22 protein-coding genes are annotated in these 21,056 nt (G+C 65.4%); 16 read left to right on the top strand and 6 right to left on the bottom strand.

The features are described 5' to 3' along the window. Positions 1-19: 19 nt before the first annotated feature. Together ACOCMH_RS17010 and ACOCMH_RS17005 are read right to left on the bottom strand one after the other, a co-directional pair. Positions 20-913, bottom strand: a complete 894-nt coding sequence (locus ACOCMH_RS17010) for a restriction endonuclease (protein WP_427312178.1) — start codon at positions 911-913, stop codon at positions 20-22. A gap of 150 nt (positions 914-1,063) precedes the next feature. After that, entirely contained in the window at positions 1,064-1,390 is a 327-nt protein-coding gene (locus ACOCMH_RS17005; protein WP_427312176.1) for a nucleotide pyrophosphohydrolase, read from the bottom strand. A 140-nt stretch (positions 1,391-1,530) separates the two neighbouring features. On the opposite strand from ACOCMH_RS17005, the gene ACOCMH_RS17000 reads away from it, so the two are divergent. The 11 genes from ACOCMH_RS17000 to ACOCMH_RS16950 all read left to right on the top strand — a co-directional run bounded on the left by ACOCMH_RS17000 (position 1,531) and on the right by ACOCMH_RS16950 (position 10,992). Further along, positions 1,531-2,190: a methyltransferase family protein gene (locus ACOCMH_RS17000; protein WP_427312174.1), complete on the top strand. Its 660-nt coding sequence runs from the start codon at positions 1,531-1,533 to the stop codon at positions 2,188-2,190. A gap of 134 nt (positions 2,191-2,324) precedes the next feature. Then, positions 2,325-3,119, top strand: a complete 795-nt coding sequence (locus ACOCMH_RS16995) for an IclR family transcriptional regulator (protein WP_427312172.1) — start codon at positions 2,325-2,327, stop codon at positions 3,117-3,119. A gap of 75 nt (positions 3,120-3,194) precedes the next feature. Continuing rightward, a complete protein-coding gene (locus ACOCMH_RS16990) occupies positions 3,195-3,950 on the top strand; it encodes a glutamine ABC transporter substrate-binding protein (protein WP_427312170.1) in 756 nt (251 codons plus the stop codon). Between the two features lie 18 nt (positions 3,951-3,968). Further along, a complete protein-coding gene (locus tag ACOCMH_RS16985; protein ID WP_116330216.1) occupies positions 3,969-4,637 on the top strand; it encodes an amino acid ABC transporter permease in 669 nt (222 codons plus the stop codon). Then, positions 4,634-5,395 (top strand): amino acid ABC transporter ATP-binding protein, encoded by a 762-nt coding sequence (locus ACOCMH_RS16980; RefSeq protein WP_427312168.1) that lies wholly within the window; start codon positions 4,634-4,636, stop codon positions 5,393-5,395. Before ACOCMH_RS16985 ends, ACOCMH_RS16980 begins: the two co-directional genes overlap by 4 nt. Beyond that, positions 5,392-6,342: a formimidoylglutamase gene (gene hutG / locus ACOCMH_RS16975; RefSeq protein ID WP_427312166.1), complete on the top strand. Its 951-nt coding sequence runs from the start codon at positions 5,392-5,394 to the stop codon at positions 6,340-6,342. Before ACOCMH_RS16980 ends, hutG begins: the two co-directional genes overlap by 4 nt. Positions 6,343-6,523: 181 nt before the next feature. After that, positions 6,524-7,918 (top strand): saccharopine dehydrogenase NADP-binding domain-containing protein, encoded by a 1,395-nt coding sequence (locus ACOCMH_RS16970; protein WP_427312164.1) that lies wholly within the window; start codon positions 6,524-6,526, stop codon positions 7,916-7,918. Beyond that, positions 7,918-9,093 (top strand): glutathionylspermidine synthase family protein, encoded by a 1,176-nt coding sequence (locus tag ACOCMH_RS16965; RefSeq protein ID WP_427312162.1) that lies wholly within the window; start codon positions 7,918-7,920, stop codon positions 9,091-9,093. The genes ACOCMH_RS16970 and ACOCMH_RS16965 overlap by 1 nt, the downstream gene beginning before the upstream one ends. 3 nt (positions 9,094-9,096) lie before the next feature. Beyond that, complete coding sequence (locus ACOCMH_RS16960) at positions 9,097-9,840, top strand: hypothetical protein (RefSeq protein WP_427312160.1); 744 nt, start codon at positions 9,097-9,099, stop codon at positions 9,838-9,840. 62 nt (positions 9,841-9,902) lie between these two features. Then, on the top strand, positions 9,903-10,301 hold the full coding sequence (locus tag ACOCMH_RS16955) for a DUF350 domain-containing protein (protein WP_427312159.1): 399 nt from the start codon (positions 9,903-9,905) through the stop codon (positions 10,299-10,301). 502 nt (positions 10,302-10,803) lie between these two features. Continuing rightward, positions 10,804-10,992, top strand: coding sequence for a hypothetical protein (locus ACOCMH_RS16950; protein WP_427312157.1), 189 nt, complete (start codon positions 10,804-10,806; stop codon positions 10,990-10,992). A gap of 184 nt (positions 10,993-11,176) precedes the next feature. Here the strand turns inward: ACOCMH_RS16950 and ACOCMH_RS16945 are convergent, their stop codons facing one another. Continuing rightward, a complete protein-coding gene (locus ACOCMH_RS16945; protein ID WP_427312155.1) occupies positions 11,177-13,282 on the bottom strand; it encodes a hypothetical protein in 2,106 nt (701 codons plus the stop codon). A gap of 135 nt (positions 13,283-13,417) precedes the next feature. Here ACOCMH_RS16945 and ACOCMH_RS16940 point away from each other — a divergent pair, with 135 nt between their 5' ends. Continuing rightward, positions 13,418-13,609, top strand: coding sequence for a hypothetical protein (locus ACOCMH_RS16940; RefSeq protein ID WP_427312153.1), 192 nt, complete (start codon positions 13,418-13,420; stop codon positions 13,607-13,609). A 66-nt stretch (positions 13,610-13,675) separates the two neighbouring features. Next, positions 13,676-14,794, top strand: coding sequence for a helix-turn-helix transcriptional regulator (locus ACOCMH_RS16935; protein WP_427313310.1), 1,119 nt, complete (start codon positions 13,676-13,678; stop codon positions 14,792-14,794). A 67-nt stretch (positions 14,795-14,861) separates the two neighbouring features. Here ACOCMH_RS16935 and ACOCMH_RS16930 read toward each other — a convergent pair whose 3' ends face one another. Continuing rightward, a complete protein-coding gene (locus tag ACOCMH_RS16930; RefSeq protein WP_427312151.1) occupies positions 14,862-15,644 on the bottom strand; it encodes a GntR family transcriptional regulator in 783 nt (260 codons plus the stop codon). A gap of 95 nt (positions 15,645-15,739) precedes the next feature. Here ACOCMH_RS16930 and ACOCMH_RS16925 point away from each other — a divergent pair, with 95 nt between their 5' ends. The 3 genes from ACOCMH_RS16925 (at position 15,740) to ACOCMH_RS16915 (ending at position 18,962) form a co-directional block, all read left to right on the top strand. After that, positions 15,740-16,522 carry an SDR family oxidoreductase gene (locus ACOCMH_RS16925; protein WP_427312149.1) on the top strand — a complete coding sequence of 261 codons (783 nt, stop codon included), beginning with the start codon at positions 15,740-15,742 and terminating at the stop codon, positions 16,520-16,522. Positions 16,523-16,598: 76 nt separating this feature from the next. Next, complete coding sequence (locus ACOCMH_RS16920; protein ID WP_427312148.1) at positions 16,599-17,531, top strand: 3-keto-5-aminohexanoate cleavage protein; 933 nt, start codon at positions 16,599-16,601, stop codon at positions 17,529-17,531. A 123-nt stretch (positions 17,532-17,654) separates the two neighbouring features. Further along, positions 17,655-18,962: an MFS transporter gene (locus ACOCMH_RS16915; protein WP_427312146.1), complete on the top strand. Its 1,308-nt coding sequence runs from the start codon at positions 17,655-17,657 to the stop codon at positions 18,960-18,962. Between the two features lie 22 nt (positions 18,963-18,984). Here ACOCMH_RS16915 and ACOCMH_RS16910 read toward each other — a convergent pair whose 3' ends face one another. After that, the gene (locus ACOCMH_RS16910; RefSeq protein ID WP_427312144.1) at positions 18,985-20,334 is read right to left on the bottom strand and encodes an XAC2610-related protein; all 1,350 of its coding nucleotides are present in this window, start codon (positions 20,332-20,334) and stop codon (positions 18,985-18,987) included. 148 nt (positions 20,335-20,482) lie between these two features. Continuing rightward, on the bottom strand, positions 20,483-21,037 hold the full coding sequence (locus tag ACOCMH_RS16905) for a hypothetical protein (protein ID WP_427312142.1): 555 nt from the start codon (positions 21,035-21,037) through the stop codon (positions 20,483-20,485). Between the last annotated feature and the right edge of the window lie 19 nt (positions 21,038-21,056).

Below are 21,056 nucleotides of genomic sequence, written 5' to 3'. Positions count from 1 at the left end.
CACAGCAGGTTGCCGACGGTCAGAGACCACGCACCCCACGGCATTTCGGAAAGGTGGAGCAGCCCCAAAAGGAATTGCCAGCGTTCGCTCCCTGTTTTGCGATGCGCTGGATCATGGCAGCGCCACAGCGCGGGCACTCCGGTGCAATGCCGGGCGGTTTTGCCTCGCGCCCTGGCTGCTGCGGGGCGGATCCGGGCGTGCTCGCAGGAGCGGACGGCCGGGCGGTAAGATCGACCGGGGTGGCCGCGCGGACGCGCTTGGCCAGTGCAATCAGTGCTTCGCCGTCGATCAGTTCGATGTTCCGCCCGGATGCGAAGGCCCGGGCATCGGCGGTGAACCTTCCCGATGTCACGACATACCCTTGCGCCGCCCCTTGCGCGGCCATCACACCATACAGCTCGCGTACCACCATGACGGGGACTTTGTAGGCGCGCCATTGCTTGCACTGAACCAGAGCCAGTTCGTTTCCCTTCCTCAGTCGCAGATCGATACCGCCATCCGCTCCGCTGCCGCCGGTCTCCGCGACGGCATATCCGCGCATCCGGAACACCTCGCCCACCAGCCGCTCGAAATCCTGCCAGGTCATCTGACGCAGCGCATCGCCAGGCCGGGCCGCCGCTACGTCGCGAACCAGATCTTGCCGCTTGCGGCGTCCGAGCCATGAAGCCAGCGCGCCCGCCAGCAATATCAGCGGGACAATGTACTGGCCGTATGTCGACAGCGCCTTGGCCATCTGCGATACAACCATCTGTCCCATCTGCCCCGGCGCGGCGTTGACCGGCACTTCGGCCACTGCATAGCGATGCAACACGACGTAGGCAAGGATCGCCGCCGTTGCGCCCAGCCACCATGGCAGTGCCGCGGCAATGCCATACAGATCCTCGAAGACGCTCGATTGCTTCCTGCGACCCATGTTGACCCTCGTCCTTATTTGTTTTTGTCAGACAGAAGGATGCCGCCGGGAAAGGCTGATGTCGTCCCTGCGCACGCGGGGGTCGTGATCGAGGAAAGCCGCTGATGGCCCGGGATCACCCACCCCATCATCCGACGCCGTCGCCGTGATTCATTCCGGCACCGGATACTTCCTCGCATTCGATTCCATCTTCGCCCGCACCGCCGCGTCAAGATCCACGCCCAACGCCGTCACCAGCTGGGTCAGATAGATGGTGATATCCGCCAGCTCCTGCTCCACATGCTCGCGCTTGGACGTGGACATGATGGCGCGCGATTCATCCTCGGTCTGCCACTGGAAGATTTCGACCAGTTCGGACACCTCCACGCTTAGCGCCATCGCCAGGTTCTTGGGGCTGTGGTACTTGCCCCAGTGTCGGGCTTCGCCAAATGCTTGGGCGGCTTGCTGGAGGTTCTTGATATCGATCAGGGGTGTCATGGTGTGGCGATAGTGTTTTGCCGGCGCGGGTTTCAACGGGCACGAAACGCAGATTTAAGCATGACCCGCACGCCCTCGACATCCTGGCCGCCCGAGGCTTACCCTTCGCTTGTGCATCCACCGTCGCAACGGAGGTCCCCATGCGCCCGAATCCTGGCATGGCGCTCGCCACGCTGGCCGGCACGATTGCCTACCTGGCCATCGCCATCGCCGGCTGGGGCGGCATCGCGCCCTTCTTCGCGCACCCGGCGCGCGTGGCGCTGTCCCTGGTCCTGTTTGCCCTGGCCGGCGCCGCCCTCTTTTCCGGCGGCAACGTCAGCAGCGGCATGCGCGAGGACCGCGGCAACCGCTGGGTGCTGGCCGTGTTCGGCGTGCTGGGGCTGCTGGCGGCGTACCTGCCCCCCTTTACCGACCGCATTGGCGTCTGGACCATCGATGGCGACACCATGCGCTGGATCGGCGTGGCGCTGTTCGCCGGCGGCGGCGTGCTGCGGCTGTGGCCCGTGTTTGTGCTGGGGCGGCGCTTCAGCGGCCTGGTGGCGATCCAGCCCGGCCACACGCTGGTCACCACGGGCATCTACGGCGTCATCCGGCACCCCAGCTACCTCGGCTTCCTGATCAGTTCGCTGGGATGGGTACTGGCCTTTCGCTCCGCCATGGGCGTGGTGCTGACGCTGCTGATGGTGCCGCCACTGCTGGCCCGCATCCGGGCAGAAGAGGCGCTGCTGCGCGACCAGTTTGGCGACGCCTACACGTCGTACTGCGGCAGGACGTGGCGGATGCTGCCGGGCATCTATTGAACGCGACGAAGCGGCGCGCCCTTCACCTGCACGATAAATCTGCCGATCACCAAGGGTTATCCCTAGGCACGCATTCCCATTTTCCGGGACTGGCAGTTTTGATTTCCGGGAATCCGGTCCTATTCTTGGGCCCCATGTTGAATGCTGTCGACCCCACCATCGTCCCCTCGCCGGCGGCGCCCGTGTCCGCCGAATCCGCCCAGCCCGCGGGCGGTGCCGATCGCGTGCTGTTCGTGCTGGCCGCGCTGGCGCAGCACGGCGCACCGATCACGGTGCGCGAGCTGGTGGCCAGGACCGGCCTGCCCAAAAGCACGCTCTATCGCCAGTTGATGCTGCTCAAGCGCTGGGGCTTCGTGCTCGAGTCCGACGGCGAATATGCGCCGGGCCCGATCAGCCTGCAGCTAGCGCTGGGCTTTGACATGGCCTCGCACCTCGCCCGCGAAGCCTTGCCAGATATGCGCCTGCTGGCGCAGCAGTCCGATGAAAGCGTCGGCCTGGTGGTCGCGGTCAAGGATCACGCGGTATGCCTGGAGATGGTGGAGAGCCGCCAGTCGCTGCGCTGCTCGTTCGAGAAAGGGCGCGGCGTGCCGCTGCGCGCGGGCGCGTCGGCCAAGTCGTTGCTGGCCTTCATGCGCGACGACACGCGCGAACGCGTGGTCCGCGCGCAGTGCGAGCCGGCCGAAGCGGAACAACTGCTGGCGGAACTCGCTGCGATTCGCGACACCGGCTACGCCATCAGCGAAGGCGAAGTGGATCCCGGCGTGTGGGGCGTGAGCGCGCCGCTGTTCTCGCGGCGCGCCAAGGCCGACGCGCTGGGCGCTATCACGCTGATGGTGCCGGCCACGCGCCGGCAAGGGCGCGAAAGCGCGCTGATCGAGATGACCGTGGCCGCGGCCATGCGGATTTCCGCGCGGCTGCAGTCCTACTGAAACCCGAGCAATACCGCCGCCGTCCGCAGCCCGCGCGACGGCAGATATCCCGTTCCCGGAAAAAAGGAGACCCCCATGAACCTTCGTCGCAAATGCCTGATCGCCGGCCTCTCGGCCGTGGCCGCACTGACCTTCGGCGCCGCCGCGCATGCGCAGGACAGCAACGTGCTGCGCGTGGCCACCGACGCCACCTTCCCGCCGATGGAATTCATCGAGAACGGCAAGCGCACCGGCTTTGACGTGGAGCTGGTCGAGGCCATGGCCAAGACCATGGGCAAGCAGGTGGAATGGACCAACATCGACTTCAAGGGCCTGATCCCGGGCCTGGTCTCGCGCCGCTTCGACATGGCGGTGTCCGGCATCTACATCACCCCGGAGCGCCGCAAGGTGGTGGACTTTACCGAGCCGTACTACACCGGCGGCCTGGTGGCGCTGGTCAAGAGCGGCAACACCGCCATCAACAAGCCGGAAGACCTGAACGGCAAGAAGGTCAGCGTGCAGGTGGGAACCAAGTCGGTCAGCTTCCTGCGCGACACCTATCCGCAAGTGCAGCGCGTGGAAGTGGAGAAGAACCAGGAAATGTTCAACCTGGTCGAGATCGGCCGCGCCGACGCCGCGGTAACCGGCAAGCCGGCCGCGATGCAGTACGTCAAGACCCGCGGCGGCCTGCGCATGGTGGAGCAGCCGCTGACCACCGAGGAATACGGCATGGCCGTGCGCAAGGACACGCCCGAGCTGACCCGCGCGCTCAACGCCGCGCTGGCCAAAGTCAAGGCCGATGGCACGTACGCGAAGCTGACCCAGAAGTGGTTCGGCAGCGCCGCCAAGTAAGCCACGCGGACCGACATCATGGAACTGGATTTTTCTCCCGTCTTCGCCGGGTGGCCTGACATCCTCCACGGCGCCGTCATCACCGTGCAGGTGACGGCGTGCGCGCTGGTGCTGGGCTGCGTGATGGGCCTGCTGGTCGGCATCGGCCGGCTGGACCCGAAGCGCCGCGTGATCTACAGCATCTGCACGGCGTATGTGACCTTCATTCGCGGCACGCCGCTGCTGGTGCAGCTGTTCCTGCTGTTCTTCGGGCTGCCGCAGTTCAACATCCTGCTGCCGGCGTTCGTGTGCGGCGTGATCGGGCTGGGCATCTATTCCGGCGCCTATGTCTCGGAAATCGTGCGCGGCGCGATCCAGTCCGTCGACAAGGGCCAGATGGAAGCCGCGCGCTCGATCGGGATGTCGTCTGGCCAGGCCATGCGCGCGATCATCCTGCCACAGGCGATCGTGCGCATGATCCCGCCGCTGGGCAACGAGTTCATCGCGCTGATCAAGAACTCGGCGCTGGTGTCGCTGCTGACCATCGCCGACCTGATGCACGAGGGCCAGAAGATCATCAGCGTGTCGTACCGCTCGCTGGAGGTCTACCTGGCGATCGCGCTGGTTTACCTGATCCTGACAAGCGCGGCCGGGCTGATCCTGCGTCGCGCCGAACAACGGCTGCGCATGGGAGGCATGGTGCAATGAGCGATTCCGCAATCATCCGGATCCGCAACCTCGGCAAATCGTTCGGCAGCCACACGGTGCTGCGCGGCATCGACTTCGACGTGGAGCCGTCGCAGGTGGTAGTGGTGATCGGCCCCAGCGGCTCGGGCAAGAGCACCTTCCTGCGCTGCTGCAACGGCCTGGAACAGCCCGAAGCCGGCACCATCGATATCGTCGGCAAGCGCCTGGTGACCGACGGCCAGCTGATCGGGGAGCAGCAGCTGAACCAGCTGCGCACCGAAGTGGGCATGGTGTTCCAGTCGTTCAACCTGTTCCCGCACCTGTCGGTGCTGCACAACGTCACGGTCGGGCCGCGCATGCTGCGCGGCGTGTCTCGCGATGACGCCGAGCGCAAGGCGATGCGCCTGCTCGAGAAAGTCGGCCTGGCGCACAAGGCCCATGCCATGCCGGCGAGCCTGTCGGGCGGCCAGAAGCAGCGCGTGGCGATTGCCCGCGCGCTGGCCATGGAGCCGCGCGTGATGCTGTTCGACGAGCCCACCTCCGCGCTGGACCCGGAGCTGGTGGGCGAAGTGCTGCAGGTGATGAAGGTGCTGGCCGCCGAAGGCATGACCATGGTCGTGGTCACCCATGAAATGGGCTTTGCCCGCGAGGTGGCCGATGTGGTGGTGGTCATGGATGGCGGCGGCATCATCGAAGCGGGACCGCCGTCGGTGATCTTCTCCGCGCCGACGCAGGAACGCACGCGCGGCTTCCTGCAGGCCGTGCTGACGCGGGCATGAGGATGGCAGTGACGCATCACCCGTGGCAAGGCCGTGTCGACCACGGCGAGCAAGGCGACACCACGCGGCTGTTCCGCATCGTGCAGGCGCTGGACACCTCGGAGGCCACGCCGCTGGGCAACGCGCCGGTATTGCTCGGCTTCCGTTGCGATGCCGGCGTGCTGCGCAACCAGGGCCGCCCCGGCGCCGCCCAGGGCCCCGACGCCATCCGCCAGGCGCTGGCCAACGTGCCGGCGCACGGCCTGCCGGTGCTGCATGACGCCGGCAATGTCGACTGCGACGACGGCGACCTCGAATCGGCGCAGCAGGCGCTGGCGGACACCGTGCGCGCCGTACTGGCCCGCGGCGGCGTTCCGCTGGTGCTGGGCGGCGGCCATGAAGTGGCCTGGGGCACGTGGCAGGGCCTGCGCGCGCACTTGGATGCTCAGGACGATGGCGGGCGCGTGCTCATCATCAATATCGACGCCCACTTCGACCTGCGCACCAGCCGGCCGGCCAGCTCCGGCACCCCCTTCGACCAGATTGCCAACGCCTGCGCCGAGCGCGGCCAGCCGTTCGACTATGTCTGCCTGGGAGTCAGCCGCCTCAGCAATACGCCGGCGCTGTTCAGTCGCGCCGAGGCACTGGGTGTCTGCTACGTCGAAGACGTCGACATGCAGGAACGCGACCTCGCCGCGCGGCTGGCGGAGCTGTCAGCCCGCATCGATGCCGCCGACCATGTGTACCTGACCATCGACCTCGACGCGCTGCCCGGCGCGGTGATGCCGGGCGTGTCGGCGCCCGCCGCCTACGGCGTGCCGTTGCCGGTGGTGGAAGAAGTGGCCCGGCTGGTCCGCCGCAGCGGCAAGCTGCGCGTCGCCGACCTCGCCGAGTACAACCCCCAGTACGACCGCGACCACCACGGCGCGCGCGTGGCGGCCCGGCTGGCCTGGCGCCTGTTGCGCTGAAAGGCGGTCCGCGCACCCTGCCGGCAGTTGGCAGCCGCCGCTCGTGGCGATAGTATTGCCCTTCGCTATATTTGGCGATTCTGATCAGAATTGATAAAGCCAGGCGAGGGCAGTCCTGCGCCGGCGCGGCCGTTGCCGCGCCCGCGGACCACCTTGCCGTATTACGGGCGGAAGGGTCTGCGTGATCGAACACATCGTTATCGTCGGTTTTGGCTGCATCGGCCAGGCCGTGCTGCCGCTGCTGGAGCGAGCCTGGCCGCGGGCGGCGATCACCGTGGTCGACCGCGTGCTGGACAACGCTCGCCAGGCGCTTGTCACCAGGCACGGGCTGCACGCCATCCAGGCCACCCTCACGGCAGCCAATTTCAAAGCCACGCTGGACCCGCTGCTGCGGCCCGGCGCCTTCCTGCTGAACCTGGCCCCGTCCGTCTGCAGCCGCGACCTGATCGCGCTGGCGCAGGCGCGTGGCGCCTTCTATGTCGACGCCGGCATCGAACCCTGGGACTACGAAGCCGATCCGCAGGCCTCGCACCTGAGCAATTACGCGCTGCGCCACGAGATGCTGGCCTTCGCCCGCGGCCGCGAGACCCTGCCGACCGCGCTGGTGGCGCATGGCGCCAATCCCGGACTGGTTTCGGTGCTGGTCAAGGCCGCGCTGATGGCACTGGCCGGCAAGGCGGGGATGCACCAGCCGGAGCCCCGCGATCGCGCCGGCTGGGCCGCGCTGGCGCGCACGCTGGATGTGCGCGTCGTGCAAGTGTCCGAATACGACAGCCAGCAGGCACCCGGCTATCCGCGCGACAGCGAGTTCGCCAACACCTGGTCCGCCGAAGGCTTTATCACCGAATGCCTGCAGGATGCCGAACTCGGCTGGGGCAGCCATGAGCCGCAGTTGCCGCCCGATGGCTATCGCCACGGCTACGGCAGCGGCGCCGCGATCGCGCTGGACCGGCCAGGCCACCGCACGCGCGTGCGGTCGTGGTCGCCGGTGCATGGTCCCTTCGACGCCTACCTGATCACGCACAACGAATCGATCTCGATCGCCGAGTACCTGACCGACACCAGCGCCGGCCAGCCGCTGTATCGCCCTACCGTCTACTACGCCTACCGCCCTACCGCCGCCACGCAAGCCTCGATGCAATGGCTGGACGAGCGCGCCGCCTCGCGCGTGCGCGGCGAACGCATCCTGCGCGACGAGATCCAGTGCGGCGAAGACGAACTTGGCGTGCTGCTGATGAGCGGCCGGCACGGCGCGGTCTGGCATGGCTCGCGCCTTTCGGTGCAGCGCGCGCGTTCACTGGCGCCCTACAACACCGCCACCAGCCTGCAGGTGGCATCGAGCCTGGTCGCCGGCATGCAATGGATGCTGGCCCATCCCGCGCGTGGCGTGGTGGAATCCGATGCGCTCGATTTCCGCCCGGTGCTGGCCGATGCCGCGCACTGGTGGGCGCCGCTCAGCATGGCATTCACCGACTGGCTGCCGCGGCCCGGGGCTGCGTCGCTCGCCTTCACCGACTTCCTGCTGGACGACCCCAAGGTCCGGCCCGATCCCGCTCTCCTGACCCTTGCCTGCTGATGCAACGCATCCCGCAAACCCCGCGCCGCAACTGGCCGCGCGAACTCGAGAAGGTGGGCTTCCACTTCCATTCGCTGGACGAGTTCAACGTCCCGCGCGAAGTCGATGACAACACCTTCTTCTACTGGCGCGAAGACGCCGCCTATGCCTTCTCCAAGCAAGAGGTGGAAACCCTCTATGCCGCCGCGTATGACCTGAACCAGCGCTGCCTGGAAGCCGTGCAGCACGTCGTCGACCACGACCTGTTCGCGCGCCTGGCCATCGACAAGGATTTCGCGCAACTGATCCGCACCTCGTGGGACCGCGACGAGCCCACGCTGTTCGGCCGCTTCGACATGACGCTGGACGCGCACGGCGTGCCGAAGCTATACGAGTTCAACGCCGACACCCCCACCTCGCTGATCGAATCCGCCGTCGCCCAGTGGTACTGGAAAGACGCCGTGCAGCCGCAGGCCGACCAGTTCAACAGCCTGCACGACGCACTGGTCGCGCGCTGGCAATGGCTGCGCAACCACTACCGCAACGCCAGCCTGCTGCACCTGGCGTGCATGTTCGACAGCCAGGAAGACATCTGCAACACCGAATACCTGATGGACACCGCGCTGCAGGCCGGCTGGTCGGTCAAGCTGGTCGACCTGCAAGACATCGGCACCGACGGCCGCGGCAACTTCTACGACGCCGACAACGTGCCGATGGAAGTCGTGTTCAAGCTCTACCCGTGGGAATGGATGGCCACCTCCGACTACCGCGACCAGCTCGCGCACAGCCCCGTGCGCTGGGTCGAGCCGCCGTGGAAGGCCGTGCTGTCCAACAAGGCCATCCTGCCGATCCTGTGGGAGCTGTTCCCGGGACACCCCAACCTGATCGAAGCCAGCTTCGACCCAGGCCAGTTCGCCGGCCGGCCGCACGCGAAGAAGCCCTTCCTGTCGCGCGAAGGCGAAAGCGTGACGCTGATCACGCCAGAAGGCGAGCGCGTCCACAACCCCGGCGAGTATGGCGAGGAAGGCTTCATCTACCAGGCCTACGAACCGGCGCGGCGCTTTGACGGCCGCTACACCACGCTCGGCGTCTGGATCGTCGACGACGTGCCCAGCGGCCTGTGCGTGCGCGAAGAATCCGGGCCCATCGCCAAGAACACCAGCTTCTTCGTCCCCCACTACTTCACCCACGCGTAAGCCATGGCCAACAAGAAGAAGGGCACCAAACGCTCCAAGTACGGCAGCCCGTACCTGCCCGGCAGTGGCGGCTCCGGCGGTGCGTCGCCGCGCATCGCCGCCTACCAGGCCGAACAGAAGACGAAGGGCGGCTCGCCCGCGCTGTGGATCGTCGGCGCCTGCGCCGTGGTCGCCGGCGTCGCCGTACTCGGCTCCTGCAGCGACGACGCCGACGACGATCCCGGCGTGACCGTGCGCCGCGCCAGCTACGCCACGCTGCAAGACTGCGAGGCCGACTGGAACACGCCCAACGACTGCGAAAGCGTGCCGCTCGACGACCCCAGCACCATCTATAGCTCCAGCCTCAACGCCCCCGCCAGCGAAGCCGTCGGCGGCTCCGGCACCACGCACAGCAGCAGCGCGTACTACGCGCGCTGGTACGGCCCGTACTACACCGCCAACGGCACCGTCTACCACCCCAACGGCACCCAGACCCAGCGCGATCTGTCATCCGGCCCGCTGCGCCCGATGCACGTCTACGACCGCAACGGCACGCCCACGCAGTCCTTCACCAACGCCACCCCGCATGCCGCGATGGTGGAAGAAGCCACCGTGCGCCGCAGTTCGCTCAGCGGCGGGCGATCCATGGGCCTGACCATGCGCTCCGCCGCCGTGTCGCGCGCACCGGTGGTATCGCGCGGCGGCTTCACCAGCCGCTTCGGCAGCAGCGGCCGCTCCGGCAGCAGCGGCCGCTCCGGCGGCGGCTGAATGCTGCCTGCTGAGCACCTTGCCATCCAACTTCCCTGAACCCTGACAACGAGTCCCATCCAATGGTCAACACCATGCACCCGGCACTTGCCTACCTGATCTACATCGTCACCAGCTTTGCCATGCTGGGACTGTTCCTGCTGGTCTATACGCGGGTCACGCCGCATCGGGAATTCACGCTGATCCGCGAGGGCAACGTCGCGGCGGCGTTGTCGCTGGGCGGGGCGGTGCTGGGGTTCTCGCTGACGCTGTCGTCGAGCATCCAGCACAACGCTACGTTTGCGATGTTCTTGCTGTGGGCGTTCGGGGCGTTTGCGGTGCAGGTGGTGGCTTACCTGATGGCGGCGCGGGCGCTGGGCGGTGTCAGCGAGGCGATTACCAGTGATAACCGCGGGATGGGGGCGGTGATGGGGGTGATTTCGCTGGCGGTGGGGGTGGTGAACGCGGCTTGTTTGACGTGAGGCAGTAGGCGCGATTCCGGCATCCCGGAGCCGCTGCTGCGGCATGAACAAGCAAGCGCTGGAAGTTACTGACGACGGGACGCTGCAACCCACTGGGTGTCCTTGCCAGGACGCCAGTGGGCGCCGCTTACTTCGCCCGGCGCCTTGGCCACGTCGCCGGTGTAGCTCAGTTCGATTTCTCCCAAGTCCAAAGACATAGCGCATGCCGAGCCGGGATTTCACGATCTCATTAGGCATTTTCCGCAGAAGAATCGGATAGCGCCCATCCCTGCACTAGCGCAGATTCAATAGGCTCAGTCTGTCATTCCGAATCAGCGGAATGATGGAAATCAAAAACACACTTGAGCCAATTGCAATGGATCCATGCATAACGCCATCCCTGCGCCGTGCCGTGCCCGGCGCATGCCTCAGTCGGGGGCTGATGACGCCCACCAACTTCCCTACGCGCTCGCCGGCAGGCGGTTTCTCCGTGTCCTAGCAGGACTAAGAAAGGGGAGCGGATATGCAGACGCAGCGAAATGCCACGCTGGTTGCGATGGGCCTGACCAGCTTGCTGTTGGCAGCCTGCGGGGGCGCTTCAGAGCATCCGGACGAAGGCAGTGGCGGCGGACCGCCGGCTGCTAACAACCCGCTCAATGCCGGATGCGTGGCCGCGCCGGCGGTCGGACAGCAGCTCAACGCGACCTCCTAAGACCATCGAAGAAAGTGAAAGAGCTTTCATTACCAGCCCACCTGATCGATAGAACGTCGTATTCGAAATTTGGCATGGAGACAGGCAAGTCGCGGAGGTCTCCAAGAAGTCAGGGAAACATCAGCCGCCCACGGCCTGGCCGCGTATCAGGCAGCCAGGCCGTGCAGCGGATCACACCATCGCCTTAGTGGTCATACTCCACGCTGGTGGTGAAGTTCAGGTCAAACGGATCGGTCCAGCTCAGGTTGGCAAATGACATATCGCCCGCGCCAGTCGCCCCCGCTACCGACGGGAACGACGCACCCAGGTCTCCCAACACATCCAGGCTGACCACCGCATTGGGCGCCGCCGGGCGCGCACGTCCGTTGCCGCTCACGAACACCGCCGGCGTTGCGCCGATGGTCGAGCGGATCTGCACATTGCTCCGCTTCACGAACGGCACGTTCGCCGCCGAGGTCCAGCTCATCGGGAACGTCCTGCCGCCGGTGAACGTGGTGCCGGAACCCGGGGTCAGCAGGTCACGCGCGGCCTTGCTGACATCCTGCCAGGCATACTGGCGCAGCGCCACCGGCGCCGGCGGCGCGGTGCGCAGGCGCACGGTGTACGAGTACGCCGGCGCAGCCGTATTGCCGTTCTGATAGATGTCGAAGGTGTAGGCGCTGAACGGCGTGATCGCTTCCAGCTCCGTGGTGCTCAGCTGCGGATCGGCAAACGCCTTGTTGGTAGCGCCCGGCCAGGTGAACTGCGCCTGGGCCGAAGCTTCCTGCGCGACACCGGCGAGCCGGTAGTTGTTACGGCAGGAATTCAGTCTTGGCACCGCCGACGCCTGGGCCGGTGTTTGCGAAGGCGTCAGCTGGGCCACGATATTGAGCGTGCCGCACACGCCATTGCTGCGATTGAGCACGACACCATTGCGCAGCCCCGGCCCCTTCACGATCGCAAAATCCACCGGCACGCCCTGATCATCCGCGATGCCGACCTGCAGCGTCAGCGAGCTGATATAGGCGTTGGTGCCGGTCATCGGCTTGGCCGGATTCAGCCAGTCCCAGCGCTGCGCGTTGCCATTGACCTTGGTCACCATATGCCGCTGGTTGCCCACCAGGCGCCAGCCGTTATCGCTGCTGGTGCGCGCCGCGGGCTGCAGGGCGACCTGCGCAATCAGCTGCACGCCATCGCGGATGCCATCGGTGCGCGTCCACGACAGCTTCATCCAGACCTTGTCAGCCGCCTGCACCCGGATGATCTCCGGCAGGCTGAATACAGCGCCGTTCATTTCGTCGTCCGCGAAGATGCCGGGAGCGCTGCCGCCCGGGCCCGGTCCGAATTCCTGTTCGGCGCTGGCGCCATTGCTCAAATACGCGGCGGGAACGCCCGCTTGCAGGTTGCCGGAGGCTACCTCGTCAACAAAGATCTGGCTGCACGCGGCGACATTGCCCTCCAGGCGCGCCTTGCCCGTCGATGAACCGCCGAAGCACTGGTTGAATGCGGTCTGCAGCGCGGCCAGGTCGCTGGCGCCGGGCAGGTTGGACACAGGTACGCCGCCGATCGTGGCAACGCTGGGCAGGCTGGCCGTGTCGCTGGCCGTGGGGGCCACGCCCGGTGCCAATTGCAGCACCACTGGCGTATCGCTCGAAGCGCCGGCCACGGACGACAGCTGCACGCCGCCGTCTGGCAGCACGTTGATCTTCACCTGGTCCAGCAGGCGGTCCAGCCCCGGCGCACCGGCCGTGAGCGGGCCCGAGATCAGGTCGACGCCGGTGTTGCCCGTGGCGCTCAGCAGATCGGCCAGCGCATCCGAGTACGCTTTCACCGTGGTGCTGATCGCCGATGACGTGACCTTGGACTGCAGCAGGCTGCTGTCGGCTAGCAGTTTGGTGGGGTTGTCGCCGATGATGGTCGCGGCAATGGCATTGGTCAACGGCGTGATGTTGATGGTCTGGGTGCCCGCGGTGGCGCTCAGGCTGATCAGCGTTGCCTGGGAATCAGACACATTGCCGGTGGCGGCCAGCACGAACGGCGCGGTCAGGCCGGTCACATCGCACTGGAAAGAGCCCGTGGTGGCGTCAGCGGGGCAACTGGCCGACTTGCCGGCCGCGTCCATCAGCGTCACCGTCGCGCCTTGCATGGCCGCGCCGGTCGCGGCTACGCCGCTGACAGTCTGCTTGGCGGGCACAGATACCTCGGGAGGCGCAGTGGTGGTGGTGGTTCCTCCCGTTGAAGAATCTCCGCCGCCGCCGCACGCCGACAAGGCGAGCACTGCAATGCTGAGTGCAATAGGTGTGAGTTTCATTTCCTTCCCCGTACCGTTGTAAAAGAGACAACACCCCAAACGCAGCCACCTCCCCTCTGAGGGAGGGTCAAGCTTGACTGGCTACGTCAATGGACCCCTTTGAAAGCGCTCAATAATTCATATTGAGCACACCCCGTGGTGATTTTTGTTAATCCGCGCTTCATTTTTTTGACCTGGCAACTGGATTTGAAGCCGTCCGACTTTCGCGGAATTCTGCAAAAAGGCGCCCTGGCTGGCATCATTCAAATTGATGAAAGCCAGAAAAAAAATCGCAGTGCGGCTTGCACAGCGGCAGTAATAGCCCGCGCAAGACCATGCACTGAATAAAGAGAGGGGGAACCGGCCAGAGGGCACGCACGATGCCCGCACACCGGCGCCTGGGGAGGAATGGAATTGCCAAGAGATCAGCTCATCGGTGACCTCTATGAGGCCGCCGTCCGGCAGGACGGCTTTCTGGAAACGTTCCAGGCCGTCACCGAAGTATTGGGCGCCAACGTCTTTCACATGTTCAGCTGGGATGCCGTACGCAATGCACCGCATCTCTCCATCTATACGCCGGACGTAAGATGGGATGAGGTCATCGCCCGTTATGACGCGTTCTATGGCGCCTTCGATCCCCGGCGCCGCTTTGTGGAGCAGGCCCGCATCGGCCAGTTCGTCAACTGCGACGACCACCTGAGCGAGCAGGACGTTTCACGCAGCGAGTTCTTCCAGGATTTCCAGATTCCGGCCGGGTTCCGCTATCTGATGGGTGTGCGGCTGGCTCGGCCGAACAGCGACGAGATCTTGCTTGGCCTGTTGCGGGCGCGGGACAGGACGCCTTACTCACCGGCAGAACGCGTGGCGGCGGCAGGCATGGCCGGACACCTGCAGCGCGCCATCAATCTCTGGCAGGACGCCAGGGTCCTGCATCGCGATGCCGCGCTTGGCACGGAACTGATGGAACAACTGGGACTGGCCGTGTTCGCGCTGGACCGGCATTCACGCGTGGTCTTTGTCAATGCGGCGGCCGAATCCGCGTTGCGCGCCACCACCAGCCTGAAACTCGAACACGGGCGCCTGGTTGCATCCACGGCAGCCGATAACGTCGGCCTGCAAGCGGCCATCGCGCGCGTGGCAAAAACCCGCCAGGGCGAGAGCCTGGCGCTGCCCGCCACATCCGGCGCACCGCCGGACATCTTCCTCAGCATCACCGTGCTACCCGGCAAGGACACGCGCGCGGTGTTTGGCAATGCCACCATGCTGATCACAGCCAGGCAGCGCGGCACCACCGCCTTGGTGACCGCGCGGCAGTTGCGGCAAGCGTTCGGCTTGTCTGCGGCGGAAGCGGCGGTTGCTGAAGCGCTGGTTTCAGGCAAGACGGCTGAGGCCTACGCCAGTAGTGCCGGGGTTTCGGTGGCGACGGTCCGCACCCAGTTGCGGGCGATTTACGAGAAGACCCACACGCGGACGCAGACCGAGGCTGTCGGCGCCATGCTTTGGGTGTTGTCGCAGAATCGTCCTGAGCGATAGCGATAGCCGGAACCAGACGCGATTGGGTGCTGGCGTGCCTTGAACCGCTTCACGTCCACCGCGCTGCTCAGCGCTTCACCGCCGCGCGCCCTGCCTTCGCAGCCCGCTTCACGGGCACCAGCGCGGCCGCCGCATCCTCGGTCCTGTCCGTATTGACCAGCACCCCCGCCGAGACAATATAGGCCGCAGCGCTCTCGATATCTCCGCGCAGCGCCGCACATGCCGCCGCGCTGTCGTGCTTGCGCAGCGCTGCGACCAGGTTGTCGTGATGCCTGACCGCGACGCGCTCTTCCACGCGGCGCGACCCGGAGCGCAGGTCGTGGTTAAGAATCGGGCCGATGCGCAGCCACGTTGACTCGATCATCTGCAACAGGATCGGCATGCGCGCCGCCGCGTAGACGGCAAAGTGGAGGGCCTGGTTCGCGGCAATGACATCCGCGCCGTCCGGATTGCGCTTGGCCATCTCGTCGGCAAAGCGGCGGTGCAGCGCCTGTACCTGCTTGAGCTCCTCATCGGTGATGCGCTCGGCCGCGGTCGCGGTGGCGAGCCCTTCGAGCTCGATCCGGATCTTCGTGATTTCCTCGAACTGGCTGACGCTCATGCGCGGCACACGCAGCGCGCGGTTGGGTGTGAGTTCGAGGGCCTGCTCGGCCACCAGCCGATGCACCGCTTCGCGCACCGGCATGACGCTGACGCCCAGTGCGGCGGCGATGTTGCGCAGGGAAATCTGCTCGCCCGGCATCATCTGGCCGCTGACCAGCAGGTCGCGCAGCTGTGTGTAGACGTCTCGGCTGAGCGTCTGGCGGACAAGGGGCGTCACAAGGTCATTCAAGGGCATGCCGCCAAGCATAGCACATAGGGTTATTCTCTATATTTGATCTGTGATCACAGTTTTAATCTTCGTCCGGAAGGCAGGCACTGGCCTGTTCCCAGGAGATTGGAATCATGTGGAAGGATGAATCGCTCGCCGGCAAGCGCGTACTGGTGACCGCCGGCGCGGACGGGATTGGTCTGGATATTACGCGCGCCCTGGTGGACGCGGGCGCCCGCGTTGCGGTGTGCGACGTGGCCGGCGACAGCCTCGAACGCGTCGTGGCCGAGCTGCCCGGCGTGCTGGCAATCAGGGCCGATGTGTCGAAGGAGAGCGACGTCGAGGCGCTGTTCCAGGCGGTGGATGACGCCTTGGGCGGGCTGGATGTGCTGGTCAACAATGCCGGGGTTGCCGGCCCCACGGGTGGTGTCGAAACCCTGTCGCTGGCCGACTGGGAGCGCACCCTTGCCGTCAACATCACCGGCCAGTTCCTGTGCGCCCGCGCCGCGGTGCCGCGCCTGCGGCAGGGGCGCGCGCCGTCGATCGTCAACCTGTCATCCGCTGCCGGGCATCTCGGCATGCCGGGCCGTTCCGCCTACTCCGCCTCGAAATGGGCCGTGGTGGGCTTTACCAAATCGCTGGCGCTGGAACTGGGCGGGGATGGCATCCGCGTGAACACGGTGCTGCCCGGTGCGGTCGACGGCCCGCGTATCCGCGCCGTGATTGCCGCGAAGGCCGAGTCGCTCGGCAAGCCGCTTGAGGAAGTCACGCGCGACTACACGTCGCAGGCGGCATTGCAGCGCATGGTGACGATGCGCGACATCGCCAACATGGTGCGCTTCCTCTGCAGCGACCAGGCCGCCAATGTGCACGGCCAGGAAATGGTCGTCGACGGCCTGACGCAGGCGCTCAGCTAGCGCGCCCGGCGCATCGCGGGGCCGCCGGATCTCCGCGGCCCGCCCTCCGAGCCAACAACCCGATCAAGGAATCACCATGGCCAAGCGAGCCAAAGCCATCATCACCTGCGCCCCGACCGGCGCAATCCACACGCCCAGCATGTCGCCCCATCTTCCGGTGACCGCCGACGAGATCGCACAAGCCGCCATCGACGCGGCACGCGCCGGCGCCGCCATCCTGCACCTGCACGCCCGCGACCCGAAGGACGGGCGCCCGTCGCAGGACCCCGAGCTGTTCCGGCCGTTCCTTTCCAGGATCAGCGCCGAGACCAATGCCGTGATCAATATCACCACCGGCGGCAGCCCGCACATGACGGTGGAAGAGCGCATGCTGCCGGCCACCACGTTCAAGCCTGAGCTGGCCTCGCTGAACATGGGCTCGATGAACTTCGGGCTGTTCCCAATGCTCGACCGCTTCAAGGAATTCCAGCACGACTGGGAGCGCGAACACCTGGAGAACAGCCGCAACCTGATCTTCAAGAACACCTACCAGGACATCGAGAACATCCTGCGCATCGGCAATGCCAACGGCACGCGCTTCGAATTCGAGTGCTATGACATCAGCCATCTGTACAACCTGCGGCACTTCCTTGACCGTGGCCTGGTCAGTGGCCCGGTGTTCATCCAGTCCGTATTCGGCATCCTGGGCGGCATTGGCCCCGACCCCGAAGACCTGATGCACATGCACCGCACCGCCCGCCGCCTGTTCGGCGACCAGTTCCGCTGGTCGATCCTGGGCGCAGGCCGAGGCCAGCTTCCGCTGGCGACCATCGGCGCGGCCATGGGCGCCAACGTGCGCGTGGGCCTGGAGGACTCGCTCTGGATCGGTCCGGGCCAGCTGGCGGCATCGAGCGCCGAGCAGGTCACGCGCATCCGGACCGTGCTGGAAGCGCTGAACATTGACGTGGCCACGCCGGACGAAGCCCGCGACATCCTCGCCCTGAAGGGCGCGGCAGGCACCGCGTTCTGAACCAGCGGGCCGCCATGGCGCGGCCCCAACCCATCCCGCCAACACTGAAGACACCGACCAGGCAGAACGGCTAATGCGCGGCCCCAGGGCATAGCACCGTATCCGCCGATGGAGACTACGCTCATGCAGACCGTACCCGCCTCAGGCGCGCCGCCGCTGGCCGCGCCCACCGACCGCCCGCTGACCGCACTGCTGTTCCGCAAGCTGATGCCCTTGCTGGTGCTGTCCTATGTGATCAGCTTTCTCGACCGCACCAACATTGCCCTCGCCAAGACCCACATCGCGGTCGACCTGAACATCTCCGCCGCGGCCTACGGCCTGGGCGCGGGCCTGTTCTTCCTCAGCTATGCCCTGCTGGAGATTCCGAGCAACCTGATCATGCATCGGGTCGGGGCGCGCTTCTGGATCACACGCATCATGGTGACGTGGGGCCTGCTGTCCGCGGCGATGGCTTTCGTCCAGGGCGAGACCTCTTTCTACATCATGCGCGTACTGCTCGGCGCGGCCGAGGCGGGGCTGTTTCCCGGCGTGATGCTCTATCTCACCTACTGGTTCGGGCGCGAGGATCGCGCGCGGGCGGTGGGCTATTTCCTGCTCGGCGTCTGTATCGCCAACATCGTCAGCGGCCCGCTGGGCGGCGCCTTGCTGGGCATGGATGGCATCTGGGGCTTCAAGGGTTGGCAATGGATGTTCGTGCTCGAAGGCCTGCCCGCGGTGTTCCTGGCCGCGGTAGTCTGGAAGAAGCTCCCCGACGGTCCGGACAGCGCGCCGTGGCTGACGCCCGCGCAGGCACAGGCCGTCCGCAGCCGGCTGGCCGCGGAAGCTGCCGATGCCAGCACCGGCAAAGGCGGTCACTCATTCCTGGGCGCCATGCGCGACCCGCAGGTCTGGCTGGCGATCTTCATTTACTTCTGCCACCAGATCTCGATCTACACAGTGATCTTCTTCCTGCCGGGCATCATCGGCACGTACGGCAAGCTCACGCCCGTGGAAATCGGGATGCTCAATTCGCTGCCGTGGATCGCTGCCGCCATCGGCGCCGCATGGCTGCCCCGACATGCCAATACCCCACGGCGCGGACGCCGCCTGCTCTGCCTGGGGCTGGTGGTGATGGCCAGCGGCCTGCTGATTGCCGCCTTCGCCGGCCCGGTGATGGCGCTGGTGGGATTTTCGCTGACCGCGCTGATGTTCTTCGTGGTGCAGTCGATCGTGTTCCTGTTTCCGTCGTCCCGGCTGAAAGGTGTGGCATTGGCGGGCGGGCTGGCGCTGATCAATACCTGCGGGCTGGTGGGTGGGTTCATCGGGCCGTCGGTGATGGGCGTGATCGAACAAGCAACGGGTAGCACCCGTAATGGACTGATCATCATGGCGGCGCTGCTGCTGATCGCGTGTGCGGTGGCGCCTGCGCTGCGCCAGGGGCAGGAGCGCTGACGGCGTCAAACGCGGCATCTGATCAATCGCCCCTATCTCTTCGGCGCTGTTCGCGGTAGTACATTTTCCCGTTGCGTAGACGGCCTGTGGTGGTACTCACCCACTCGCCGTTCGCGTATTCATCCTTGCTGGAGACAAGCGTCAGCTTGCCACGCACGTAGCGATAGACCTCAGAGTAATGGCTGCAACAACCGCCACGCTGCGCGCTGTGAACGGTCCGCGTCGTTGGGTCGATCCACAGCTGGGGCAGATCTGATAATTCCTGGGAGAAACTGAACCGGCGCCGCACCGGGTCGTACAGGAACACGTTGGTCATGCTGTTCGGGCCGGCGCCGCCAGACATGCCGGATATTGCAATATCAGGATGGCCGTCGAAGTTGGCATCTACTACTTTGATGGCTTCCTCACCCTGCGCATAGAAGGCTTCCGACTCGAAATCGCGCAGCACCTGCAAGCGGTGGCCGCTGTTCCGATTCAGGACTTCAATGGCAACCGGCTGGGGCGCATCCGTGCCACTGTCACCCGGCACTACGCCTACGCGAAAACGGAAGTCACGGGTCGTGGCACGCTGCGCTACCCACTGCACAGGGACGACGTCATCGCGGTCGACCCACCCATGGCGAGCGTTGCCGTGTTCGAAGTAATCGACCTCGAACCATTCCGCCTGACGATCCAACACTGCCACGAACGTTCCCGCCTTCAGTTGAGAGCTGGTACCCGTCCGCTCACGCGAATCGAAAACCGGGACTGCGTTTTCCAGAAAAACAATATCCCGATAGGGACGTACCTTTTCCAGCGTAAATCGATCGGTACGGTAGGTAACCTCCACGCGGTCGATCCACTTACCATAGGCGGCTGGGTCACACACGCCGAGCAGGCAGCCGATCCTGTCGTCCTGAGTGGGTGTACGTTCCGGCGGGATGCGAATTCCTTCCAGATCCCGCCGCCGCGGCGGCTGCCGCACTATAAAGCTGGCAAGTGTCCGATCGGACAACGCTTCCTCGCCAGCACAGAATGGTTGAGCGGCCGAATAGTAAGTCCTGTTTGGCAGAGCGTAGGCAACGCAAAACCGATCGCCATGATCGACATCGGCCTTGTAGCCGTCCGCGGTCAGGAACAGCACTCTGTTGCGCTCGGGCTCCCCATAGCCCGCGTCCCGCGACACTACCGCAAACGTGACACCGGCCGCCGGTGGGAAAGCATGCTCGAATCGTTCGTCGATGCGTTCGCCGGACTTTGCTTCCGCGCGCTGCATCGAAGTCAGGTAGGAACCAGGGTCAATGCGATAGATGCCCGGTGTCAACACGGCGCCGTAGGCGTTTCCAGCGATAGCAGCCCCGATCATCAGCGAGGCAATTGTTGGTGTTTTCATGGGTGAAGGTTCGAAATGTGAATGGGTTTCCCCCATCGAAGCTGAAGTTATATCGGCGCGCCAATCCGGTCCAAACGCAGTCTGCGTCACGTTTTGCAGCGAAGCGATAATTTCTCTGGGACCGTTGCCTTGTCCAAGTCGCCCGAACTCATGGTCTCAGCTCGATCCCCTTATCGACTGCTGCTTTGACCGTCTTCACATCCGCCACCTTGTAATACAGCTTTAACTCCGTACCTCCCGACGATGAGATTCGCCCCACAAAGGCCGACCTGACAAAGGCGGCGCTGCCGTTCCCGTTGCCTTCCATCGCACAGACATATCGCCGCCCTCGTTGGCGCAGCACCGCGTAACGGGCATGGATCGGTTGCTCTATTCTCGAGGGTTGATGCTTCCCGAGTGCGACCGCACGCCGGATATACCCGCGACGAGTTCCGACGAAGATGTAGTCATCGCTTCCGTGCGTGCTGGTTGCGTAGCCAATCGGGAGCGTGTTGTTTCCGCTCAGAGGAATGAATAACTCGTAGCCGGGCACGGTAACGTCGTCTATAAGATCCGCTTCTCCTTCGAGCCGGGCTATTGAGATGGAGGCTTCCGACTGTCTGTCGAAAAGCAGGCAACTGTCGATGATGGCTGCCGGCACCGGTTCAGCGTGAGCAGCAAAAGAAAGCAAAAGGAGGCAAACTACCAGAGCGGTTCGTGTCATTTGTCTTCTTTGCGCGGAC

The organism is Cupriavidus sp. H39 (genome assembly GCF_050271075.1).
Taxonomy (GTDB): domain Bacteria; phylum Pseudomonadota; class Gammaproteobacteria; order Burkholderiales; family Burkholderiaceae; genus Cupriavidus; species Cupriavidus necator_B.
Note: the sequence above shows the minus strand (reverse complement) of the source record. Positions and strands in the feature narration are given on the sequence as shown.

Excerpts from the sequence above, each read along its gene's own strand:
- ACOCMH_RS16910 (WP_427312144.1), bottom strand. The coding sequence starts at position 20,334 with ATGAAAACACCAACAATTGCCTCGCTGATGATCGGGGCTGCTATCGCT.
- ACOCMH_RS16950 (WP_427312157.1), top strand. The coding sequence starts at position 10,804 with ATGCAGACGCAGCGAAATGCCACGCTGGTTGCGATGGGCCTGACCAGC.
- ACOCMH_RS16960 (WP_427312160.1), top strand. The coding sequence starts at position 9,097 with ATGGCCAACAAGAAGAAGGGCACCAAACGCTCCAAGTACGGCAGCCCG.
- ACOCMH_RS16985 (WP_116330216.1), top strand. The coding sequence starts at position 3,969 with ATGGAACTGGATTTTTCTCCCGTCTTCGCCGGGTGGCCTGACATCCTC.
- ACOCMH_RS17010 (WP_427312178.1), bottom strand. The coding sequence starts at position 913 with ATGGGTCGCAGGAAGCAATCGAGCGTCTTCGAGGATCTGTATGGCATT.
- ACOCMH_RS16915 (WP_427312146.1), top strand. The coding sequence starts at position 17,655 with ATGCAGACCGTACCCGCCTCAGGCGCGCCGCCGCTGGCCGCGCCCACC.
- hutG (WP_427312166.1), top strand. The coding sequence starts at position 5,392 with ATGAGGATGGCAGTGACGCATCACCCGTGGCAAGGCCGTGTCGACCAC.
- ACOCMH_RS16925 (WP_427312149.1), top strand. The coding sequence starts at position 15,740 with ATGTGGAAGGATGAATCGCTCGCCGGCAAGCGCGTACTGGTGACCGCC.
- ACOCMH_RS16955 (WP_427312159.1), top strand. The coding sequence starts at position 9,903 with ATGGTCAACACCATGCACCCGGCACTTGCCTACCTGATCTACATCGTC.
- ACOCMH_RS16980 (WP_427312168.1), top strand. The coding sequence starts at position 4,634 with ATGAGCGATTCCGCAATCATCCGGATCCGCAACCTCGGCAAATCGTTC.
- ACOCMH_RS16930 (WP_427312151.1), bottom strand. The coding sequence starts at position 15,644 with ATGCTTGGCGGCATGCCCTTGAATGACCTTGTGACGCCCCTTGTCCGC.
- ACOCMH_RS16920 (WP_427312148.1), top strand. The coding sequence starts at position 16,599 with ATGGCCAAGCGAGCCAAAGCCATCATCACCTGCGCCCCGACCGGCGCA.
- ACOCMH_RS17000 (WP_427312174.1), top strand. The coding sequence starts at position 1,531 with ATGCGCCCGAATCCTGGCATGGCGCTCGCCACGCTGGCCGGCACGATT.
- ACOCMH_RS16995 (WP_427312172.1), top strand. The coding sequence starts at position 2,325 with ATGTTGAATGCTGTCGACCCCACCATCGTCCCCTCGCCGGCGGCGCCC.
- ACOCMH_RS16905 (WP_427312142.1), bottom strand. The coding sequence starts at position 21,037 with ATGACACGAACCGCTCTGGTAGTTTGCCTCCTTTTGCTTTCTTTTGCT.
- ACOCMH_RS16945 (WP_427312155.1), bottom strand. The coding sequence starts at position 13,282 with ATGAAACTCACACCTATTGCACTCAGCATTGCAGTGCTCGCCTTGTCG.
- ACOCMH_RS17005 (WP_427312176.1), bottom strand. The coding sequence starts at position 1,390 with ATGACACCCCTGATCGATATCAAGAACCTCCAGCAAGCCGCCCAAGCA.
- ACOCMH_RS16965 (WP_427312162.1), top strand. The coding sequence starts at position 7,918 with ATGCAACGCATCCCGCAAACCCCGCGCCGCAACTGGCCGCGCGAACTC.
- ACOCMH_RS16990 (WP_427312170.1), top strand. The coding sequence starts at position 3,195 with ATGAACCTTCGTCGCAAATGCCTGATCGCCGGCCTCTCGGCCGTGGCC.